The 9,108-nt window shown below is 57.7% G+C and carries 7 protein-coding genes; 4 read left to right on the top strand and 3 right to left on the bottom strand.

The features are described from left to right. The first annotated feature begins 140 nt into the window (after positions 1–140). Entirely contained in the window at positions 141–680 is a 540-nt protein-coding gene (locus NZK35_RS16290) for a Uma2 family endonuclease (protein WP_259633591.1), read from the top strand. 29 nt (positions 681–709) lie between these two features. Further along, positions 710–1,780 (top strand): BPSS1187 family protein, encoded by a 1,071-nt coding sequence (locus NZK35_RS16295; RefSeq protein WP_259633592.1) that lies wholly within the window; start codon positions 710–712, stop codon positions 1,778–1,780. Between the two features lie 229 nt (positions 1,781–2,009). On the opposite strand, the gene NZK35_RS16300 is transcribed toward NZK35_RS16295, so the two are convergent. Both NZK35_RS16300 and NZK35_RS16305 read right to left on the bottom strand, forming a co-directional pair. Beyond that, complete coding sequence (locus tag NZK35_RS16300; protein WP_323379643.1) at positions 2,010–3,599, bottom strand: sodium:solute symporter family protein; 1,590 nt, start codon at positions 3,597–3,599, stop codon at positions 2,010–2,012. Further along, the gene (locus tag NZK35_RS16305) at positions 3,593–3,859 is read right to left on the bottom strand and encodes a DUF3311 domain-containing protein (RefSeq protein WP_259633594.1); all 267 of its coding nucleotides are present in this window, start codon (positions 3,857–3,859) and stop codon (positions 3,593–3,595) included. The genes NZK35_RS16300 and NZK35_RS16305 overlap by 7 nt, the downstream gene beginning before the upstream one ends. A gap of 318 nt (positions 3,860–4,177) precedes the next feature. Here NZK35_RS16305 and rlmKL point away from each other — a divergent pair, with 318 nt between their 5' ends. Both rlmKL and NZK35_RS16315 read left to right on the top strand, forming a co-directional pair. Then, positions 4,178–6,448: a bifunctional 23S rRNA (guanine(2069)-N(7))-methyltransferase RlmK/23S rRNA (guanine(2445)-N(2))-methyltransferase RlmL gene (gene rlmKL, locus NZK35_RS16310; protein ID WP_259633595.1), complete on the top strand. Its 2,271-nt coding sequence runs from the start codon at positions 4,178–4,180 to the stop codon at positions 6,446–6,448. A 155-nt stretch (positions 6,449–6,603) separates the two neighbouring features. Next, positions 6,604–7,062 (top strand): hypothetical protein, encoded by a 459-nt coding sequence (locus NZK35_RS16315; RefSeq protein ID WP_259633596.1) that lies wholly within the window; start codon positions 6,604–6,606, stop codon positions 7,060–7,062. 31 nt (positions 7,063–7,093) lie between these two features. On the opposite strand, the gene NZK35_RS16320 is transcribed toward NZK35_RS16315, so the two are convergent. After that, complete coding sequence (locus tag NZK35_RS16320) at positions 7,094–8,392, bottom strand: IS4 family transposase (protein ID WP_259633597.1); 1,299 nt, start codon at positions 8,390–8,392, stop codon at positions 7,094–7,096. Positions 8,393–9,108 lie beyond the last annotated feature (716 nt).

Genomic DNA, 9,108 nt, shown 5'->3' on the forward strand with positions numbered 1-9,108 from the left:
AGCCCGCACGCGTTAGCAAGGGGCCAAGCGACCGCGGGTGGATTTGTTGCACATGATCTTGGAGGATGAATCGACAATGTTCGTTACAATGGGTTGCGTTGAACGTCCCGTCCACGGCACACACCCCGTCAACCGAAACCATGTCCGCCGCTCCTAAATACATTCCCCAATACACCGTCTCCGACTATCTCGGCTGGGACGGGGACTGGGAGCTGTGGTCCGGTATTCCGGTCGCGATGAGCCCCAGCCCCTTCGGCCGCCATCAAGCGGTTGCGTCGCGAGTCGCGTTCGAATTGCGTCAGGCGATCGTCGAATCTGATTGCCAGGCAGAAGTGCTTCCCGAAATCGATTGGATTGTCAGTGACGACACGGTTGTCAGACCCGATGTGATTGTGTCCTGTGAGGGCATCCCGGATCGACATGTCCAGACGCCTCCGGCGATCGTCGTCGAAGTGCTTTCAGATGCAACACGCGAGCGTGATCTCACCTTCAAACAAGAACTCTACCGTGATCACGATGCCGGTTCCTACCTGGTCGTGGATCCGGCTGACAACAGCGTCGTGATGTGGTTGCGTGGCAGTGACCGCCAGTGGCGGCGTTCGAGACCAGGCAGCCAGATCAAGCTTCGTGTTTGCGAGGACTGTGAACTGACTGTCGATTGCGGCAACCTCTTTCCCTGAACCTTTCCCAGTATCCGACTGGCAACTTGATGACACACCACCGATTCGCGAGCATGATCGCCGTTGCGTTTCCACTTCCTGCAATTGCGTTTTCCGCATTCGCACTTGCCACGTTCACTCAGGCGGCCGAACCCACTGGTTCACCCACCCGGTTCGAAGCCAGGGCCAGTGAAATCGATCCCCGCTGCCAGGCCCATCCCGAAATCGGGTTCTTGATCGAAGACGCCAAGGGTCGACCTGCCGACGTGCAGCATGCGTCGGTTGACACGAACGTCCCCGCCAAAGGCAAACTGGTGATCTGGCTGATGGGCAACAACACCGCCCTGTTCGATCGCCTGAACAGCTACGGGTTGCATGTGATCCGGCCACACTACGCCAACCGCTGGTTCTCCATTTGTTGTCGCGAAACGCCGGTCGGGGAACATTGTCGCGGCAACATTCGACTGGAAGCGGCGACGGGAGAAGACTTTAGCGACGAAGTCGACATCCCGAAGCCTGATGGCATGATGGAACGTTCACTACAGTTCGTGCGCTGGCTCAGCGAGAAACATCCCGAGGGCAACTGGGGTCAGTTCTTGACGGAGGACCGTTCGCAACTTCGATGGGAAGACGTGATCATGTCGGGCAGTTCGCACGGATCGACCACCGCGGCCCGCTTTGCAAAGCATGTGAAGGTCAGTCGAGTCGTGGCGTTGTGTGGTCCGCGGGATCAGCATCAGGTTTGGCAGGCCCTGCCCTCGGCGACACCTGAAAATTGCTACTTCGGGTTTTCGCACGTCTTGGATGGGGGGTGGACCGGCGACCATTACTGTCGCAGCTGGGAATTGTTGGGGATGCACAAGTTCGGCCCCATCGTGAACGTCGATCAGGCTTCGCCGCCGTACTCCAACACCCGTCGGCTGATCACCGATTTCGATGTCGGTGGCGACGCAGGGCGTGCCCACAGCAGCGTCCAGCCGGGCAGCCGAGCCCACAAGAACCCGTCCGACGGTTCGTTCATGCACGAACCCGTCTGGCGTTATCTCTACACCCACCCCGTCGATCAGGTCGGTGAAGCCACACCGCTGGACGAGAGCTGCGACAAAGAGCAGCGACAGTGAACCGGGTATCGCGGGGGACGTCGATTCTTTTACTGCAGGATTTTGCAACCCATTTAGATTCTCTCCCTCTGGGAGAGACGGCGTTTGCGCAGCAAGCAGACGCCAGAGAGGGCCGGCGCTGCGAAGGACTTGACGACTTCCGCCTTGTTCCCGGGCTCCGCCCTACCGCTAACAGAAACCACTCCGGTCGGACCGAGGCGTCCAACCCACAGCAGCTCCACAAACGACGCTAAAAGAACCGAGCCAACGTCTTTTCGCTCGGTTTCGGTGTGACCAACGACACGGCGATCATTGTCACCAGCGAACTGGCCAACATCACGACGACCGGCATGATCTCGTACTCTTCACCACCCAGCGGCAACTTCAACACGAATGTTCGCAGCGCATCTTGCTCCAGTGCTTGATAGAACATCACACTCCAACTGACGATCGCTGCACAGATTCCGCTGATCGCGCCGGCGGCCGACAGGCCACGCCAATAGAGCGCGGCAAAGACGATCGGGAATAGTGCACTGAATCCGCTAAAGCACCAGACGCCCATCGCAAACACGCTCTTCACATTGCCCAGGCTGAGCAGATAGGTGATCGCGACGATTCCGATGATGAACAAACGGGTGTAGAGAACCTGTTGAGCATCGGTGACGTTTTCTTTGCCCTTGTAATGCGTCAGCACGTCGTTGGTGAAGATCGTGCCGATGCAGAGGAACTGGCTATCGAGACTGCTCATGATCGCCGCCAGGATCCCCGCGGCCAACAAGCCGCCGAGCACTTTGCCGGTTTGCGTCTTGACCAGGAATGGCAAAATCGTGTTCGGATTGCTCGGTAGCGGTGGTTTCGCGGGAATCAAATCGCCCGTCGCCCAAATGCCGACCAGCACGCAGGGGACCCAAACGATCATGATAAAGATCGGGTGACAGATCACCGGAACCTTGAACGTGTTGGCGCTCTTGGCGGTCATCCAGTGTTGGAACAGGTGGGGGAACATGCCCACCGAGAGCGGAATCAGCAAGTACGTGAAGAACTTCGTCTTGCTCATCTCCATCCGCGTGATCTTTTCTTCGGGGACCGATTCGGCCAGCGCGTTCAGGTTCGCCATCAAACCGTCTTGTCCGCCCAGGCGTGACGCGATGACGTAAAACGTGACGACGCCCAAAATCATGAACACGATCGTCTGCAGCGTATTTGCCCAGGTGGTCCCACGCATGCCGCCAAAGAACACGTAGGCCAGCACCACGACGCAAATCACCAGCGATCCCAGCCACGGCGGGACCCCACCGTTGAGTGCGATGATCGGATTGCCGTCGGGCGTGAACGCCTGAAACATCTCCAGGTTGGGTGCCAGGCCTGCCGTCAACGATTGAATCACCGTTCCGCTGCTGATCACGCCGATCAACAGGTAGGGCACCACCAGCCCGACCAGGATCGGAAACAGCAGCAAGCCGATGAAGTCGCTTTCGAGCCGATCGCGAAAGAATTCGATTTGCGTCGTGTATTTGTGTCGCCGCGCAAACTTCCAAACCTTGACGCCGATCAAGAAGAAACACAGCGAGTGGATGATGCCGCTGCTACTGGCCAGCATCCCGTAGACGCCGATGCCTTCCTTGAAAGCTTCGCCACTGCTGCCGACCAACGCAAACGCCGTCATCGTGGTCCCGAACAGACTCATCAGCAACAGGAACGGGCCGATCGAATGGCTGGCGACCTGGTAATCCTCTTTGGTGCCCTTGAACAGGCGACTCGACGACAACCCGAGCAGCAGCAGCAAACCCAGGTAGATCAGGATGATGATTAATTGGGGGAGTCCTGGATGGTTCACGATGCCGCCTCCTCGGTTGAAGAAACGTCGCCGTTTTCATCCGCTTCGTCCGGAAGTGGCCAAGCGATCACCGTTGCCAACGCCCAGGTCAAACTGGCTCCGATCGAGATACAGGCGTGCCAAAACAAGCCGATCGGCAGGAAACCGAACACCAGCGTGTCATCGGTCCAAAACCAGTTGTCTTGGTGCAGTATCAGCAACAACACCACCAAGGCGGCAATGATCCACATGCCGTTGGATTTCTGAGTCGTGGAACTCGTCATTGAATATCCGATCGAAAGTCGTTTTCTGAGGCGGGAAACGGGGTGGGCGAGCCCAAGAGTGTACTCCGTCTGCCCGGGGCGCTGGTAGTCGGGGCGAAATCGCCGATTCGGCCTGCATCCGCCAGTGGGATAGGCTTCCAGCCTGTCGATGCTGGTGGGATTGGCTTCCAGCCTGACGATCTCTGTGGAAAAGGCTTCCAGAGCCTCACCCCGCCGATCCCCGCACCTATCCCGCCGGGGCAGGTCTGTTATTCTCGGATCATCCTGCCGCCGAACGAACAATACCCCACGACAGACCCGTACCCCACGACAGACTCCGTGCAATCGACTCACGATCTCATCGCCACCTCCGCCTTCGGACTCGAAGCGATCGTCCGCCGAGAGCTGGAATCACTCGGCATGGAGGCTTCGATCGGCGAATCTGGGCGGGTGCACTTTCGCGGCGACCTGGAAACCGTCGCCCGCGCGAACCTGCAGTTGCGCTGCGCCGACCGCGTGCTGCTTCGCGTCGCCGAGTTTCCTGCCGCGGATTTCGACGCCCTGTTCGAAACCGTTCGCGCGCTCCCGTGGGGGAATCTGCTGCCGATCGACGCCGCATTTCCCGTCACCGGGCGGTCCATCAAATCACAACTTTCCAGCGTCCCTGCGTGTCAGCGGGCCGTCAAACGCGCGGTCGTTGATGCCATGATGCGTGATCATGCGACCACGACCTTGGATGAAACCGGCCCTCCCTTCAAAATCGACATCGCGCTGCTGAAAGACGTCGCGACGCTGACCATCGACACGACCGGCCGCAGTCTGCATCGCCGGGGGTATCGCACTGACATCTCCCAGGCCCCCCTGAAAGAGACGTTGGCCGCGGCAATGGTGCTGCTCAGCTTTTGGAAACCCGACCGCCCGCTGTTGGATCCGTTTTGCGGCAGCGGCACCATTCCGATCGAAGCGGCACGCATCGGGCACAACATCGCGCCCGGCATCGATCGCGATTTCAGCTTCGAATCCTGGCCCACGGTCCCACCGACGCTGTTGCCGGATCTGCGCAGCCAAGCGCGGGCCGCACAAGTCGACTCGATCGAAGAACGGATTCTCGGCAGCGACATCGACGGTCGGGTCCTCCGCGCGGCCCGTGACAACGCGACTCGCGCCGGGGTGGCCGATTCGATTCACTTTCAACCCGGCGATGCACTCAAGCTGACCAACCGACGCCGCTTCGGTTGTCTGATCACCAACCCGCCCTATGGCCAACGTATCGGGGAAGACCGAGAGCTCGACACGTTGTACCGATCGCTTCCCGAAGTGCTGCGCGGGTTGCCGACGTGGTCGCATTACTTTCTGACCGCCTATCCGAATTTCGAGGCCGCGGTGGGGCGGCAGGCCGACCGACGAAGAAAACTCTACAACGGCCGGATCGAATGCACGTACTATCAGTTCCATGGCCCCAAACGTGTCATCGGCCAGCAGGTTCCAGAATCTGACCAGGAGACCACGGACGCGGAAGCCGCATCCGATCGTGAAGCGAGCCCCATTGAATCGAAAGCCGGCGAATCGAAAGCCGGCAAAGCCGCTACCCAAGCACCCGTCAAACCGTACACGCACGCCGACGGACCGGCCGCGTTCGGTCACCTGGATGACAAGGCCATCCATCAAGCCGACCTGTTCGCCACGCGGTTGCGCAAACGTGCCAAACACCTGCGGCGCTGGCCGACCAAACGCAACATCACTTGTTTTCGGTTGTACGAACGCGACATTCCCGAGATCCCGTTGATCGTCGACCGTTACGAAGACCATTTGCACATCACCGAGTACGAGCGGCCCCATGATCGCGATCCCGCCCAGCACGCCAACTGGTTGGACCTGATGGCGCGGACCGCCGGCGAGACCCTGGACGTGCCGCCGACCAACGTCCACTTCAAGCGTCGCGGACGCCAAAAAGACAACACGCAGCACGAGAAAGTCGATCACACCGGAAACCGGATCGTGGTTCAAGAAGGCGGTTTGAAGTTTCTCGTTAACTTGGACGACTATGTCGACACCGGATTGTTTCTCGATCATCGCATCGCGCGTTCGATGGTCCGCGACCTCGCCGAAGGAAAATGGCTGCTCAATCTGTTCTCCTACACCGGATCGTTCACCGTCTACGCGGCCGCCGGCGGCGCGCGGAAAACGACCAGTGTTGATCTCTCCAACACCTACCTTTCCTGGACGAAAGAGAACCTGCGGATCAACGGACTGATCGACGAAAAACGCCAAGACGGGCACACGTTCATCGCCAGCGATGTCGCCCAGTTCATCGCCGAGCATCCGCCGGGTGAACGCTATGACTTGGTGGTCTTCGATCCTCCCACGTATTCACGCAGCAAGAAGACCGAGCGTGATTGGAACGTGCAGACCGATGCCGTGCCGATGTTGCAAAGTCTGTTGCCGTTGGTCCGCAAGGGCGGAGTGATTTTCTTTTCGACCAACTTTCGCCGCTTCAAGTTTGATCCGGCGGACCTGGAGGTGTCGGAGTGCCACGAGATCTCCAAGCAGACCGTCCCGGAAGACTTTCGCAACCGCCGCATCCACCGCTGTTGGCGAATCGTCCGCTAAGTGGGATAGGCTTCCAGCCTGTCATTCGAGCTTGCCTTCCCCTACACCGTTGAGGCGTTACCAGGCCGTGCACCCAAGGACGGCTTGCGCGGTTTTACCAATGGAAAATCAACCGTCCGTCCTCGGTGACGGCTACTGTTCGTTGGACTGAATGGATGATCGAACCTCGTCCAGACTTGCGCCCTCGATCCGAGCGTCCACCGCTTGAGTTTCCGTTTTGGATGCATGCAGTGGCACCCGTTGCTAGCCTCTTTGCCGAACGACTACGTCGTCAGTACGACGGCCGTGTCAAGACGTCCGGTTTGCTGCTCCAATCCGCACTGGAGTGTGCCAACCGACAACAACTTGAAGAACTGATTGGCCAACCCCGCTATGCGATGCTTGGCGATCATTATGGGACATCGGATTCGATGGACGGCCCAATCACCCGTCCAGATGTTGTTGAGGTCTATGAACGCGATGGTTGCATGGTCGAGGTCTGGTTCAAAGATGGAAAATTGATGACAATGAATGGCATGGCGTTTCCAACCGACTGGGAATTCATTTCCGGCGCAATGAACGCTAGTGCTTTGTTCCAATTTGCAATTAGGGTTGGCCAGCGAAAAGGGGTCTGACCCGAATGCCGCGTGGTTAGTCGTAAGTGGTTCATGCCGCTGACCTTCGGGCGGCGTGCCGCGGCTTCTGCATCAGCTTGTAGCTTTTCGGTCGACGTTTTATTTCACGAGGATGAATTCTTGGTTTCCGGTCGCCAATCGGGTGCTCCATGATCGATTCATACAAAGCCGCTTCCAGTGCGTTGATCCGATCGGATCCAGCGTGCAAGCTCTGCGCGAAAGCGTTGAGAGCCTGAACGGTTCCTTTGTGGCTCAAGCTTTTCGGTGATACGTCGTAGATGATCGACGTGCGAACGATTAAGTCGCGGATCAAATTGTACGCGATCATGTGGGCATAAATTTCTTTGCGAACCATCGCAGGGCTTTTGCAACGCAGATGCTCCATCTGCATGTGCGTCTTTAGACTGCGAATATCAAGTTCCACTTGCCATCTCCGGCAGTATAGATCGGCGAGGTCGTCAACACTGTAAGCGTTGGCATCGAGCATTGTCGTCGCCAAAATGATGCGTCGGGCTCGAAAGCCTTTGCGTTTTACTTGGTAGCTGACGTGTCTTACTAAAATGAAGGCAGGGCATTCGCGGTACTCTTGCTTGGACATCCAAACAGGGCGACAAGTAGGTTTTTCATAAGTGACTATCTGGTCATAGCTGCCCTGCTTGAAGCCGCGACGGAAGTCGATCTTGCGCTTGTGGTGAGATCTCATCACGACGTGGTACCCGCCTTTGATCGCCTGGACGATATTTCCGAACGTCGCGTAGTAACGATCGGCCAATAGGATTTCACCGGGAAAAAGCAGGTTATTGATTGCCTGAATCAAACTGTTTTCGCCGGTTTGTTTGCCTCGATACGGCCCCATCGCGAGATCCAATGCGGCCCCAGTGGCGAGACAGAATAGCATGACGCAACGCATCATCGGAAAGCCACATCCTTTCTTCTGCCCTCGTTGCTGCGGATACTCTCTTTGATTTTCACGCGTATCAGGCATCGTCAATGTGAATCCGTCGACGACCTTTACATCGTGCCCCTTCCATTGCCATCGCCCCGCCGCATTCTGACTGCACTTCGTGGCGCTTCGCTGGGATAACTCTTGGAAGACTTTCTCTGGCAATCTCAGTCGGGCTTCACAGTACGCGGTCGTGTTGGAGTCAACCTTTGTCTTTCCGTGCTTGACGCGCCAGGCGTTGAGTCGGTGTACGGCATCACGACAAGAATGGTCGGGCGAGAGGGTCTGGCCGAGAAACATCCACAGCGTGACGACAGGCGTGTAGACCCGGTCGCGGAACCGGTGCCCCACGTTCTCGCAGATTTCTAGCACCTCCGATGCTGGCAAGAATCGTTCAAAGATCAGTGATTGTTCAGGCTCGGAATCGAGTTCACTTGCCAAACGAGACAAAGAATTGATAGGCTTTTGTGTCACGGCGGGGCCTTTCGTTGAGCGTGATGGGTTTAGACGTTCATCACATTAAAACGGGGCTCCGTCGTGATTTTAAAGAATAAAGTTGATGTTCCCCGGCACAAAAAATGCTCTTCTGATTAGCTAGCACTACGGGTTGCGCTGCCTGCATCGAAGTCAACTATCCGTGGGCTTTTGGCCCTTAACCACGCGGCATTCGGGTCTGACCCCTTTTCGCGAATCTCTCATCGACCCGAACATTGAAATGGAACAAAGCACTAGTTAACATTGCCGTCAACCGGAGCGGCCGACGACGCGGCATGCGAAGTCCAACTCTATGGCGGCCGCCCGGTTTCGGCTGTCGTCAAATTTAATCGAATTGCTTTCCGCTTCGATGGTTGACGTGCGGTCGCGGTGGGTCGGGGCCAGCATGAGACTCCGGGCCGTAGGCTGACGCCAGATTCTTGAGTCGCCTGGCCGTAGGTCGTCCGCGTTTTGGTGCGGGAGCCGTTTTGATCTCTTATCGCCCATCGAGTGATCCACCGGCGCACGACTCCCCCGTGACTCGCGTCGTGTGGTCCGAGGGTATTTTTCTTTGACTCAAAGACGAATCCGAACAAACACGCGACGCGCCGATCCTTGGGAGTCGAGCG

Origin of the sequence: Stieleria sedimenti (genome assembly GCF_025060895.1) — a bacterium.
GTDB lineage: Bacteria > Planctomycetota > Planctomycetia > Pirellulales > Pirellulaceae > Stieleria > Stieleria sedimenti.

Bases quoted from the DNA above. Each gene is read 5' to 3' on its own strand.
- NZK35_RS16315 (WP_259633596.1), top strand. From the start codon at position 6,604: ATGATCGAACCTCGTCCAGACTTGCGCCCTCGATCCGAGCGTCCACCG.
- NZK35_RS16305 (WP_259633594.1), bottom strand. From the start codon at position 3,859: ATGACGAGTTCCACGACTCAGAAATCCAACGGCATGTGGATCATTGCC.
- NZK35_RS16290 (WP_259633591.1), top strand. From the start codon at position 141: ATGTCCGCCGCTCCTAAATACATTCCCCAATACACCGTCTCCGACTAT.
- NZK35_RS16295 (WP_259633592.1), top strand. From the start codon at position 710: ATGACACACCACCGATTCGCGAGCATGATCGCCGTTGCGTTTCCACTT.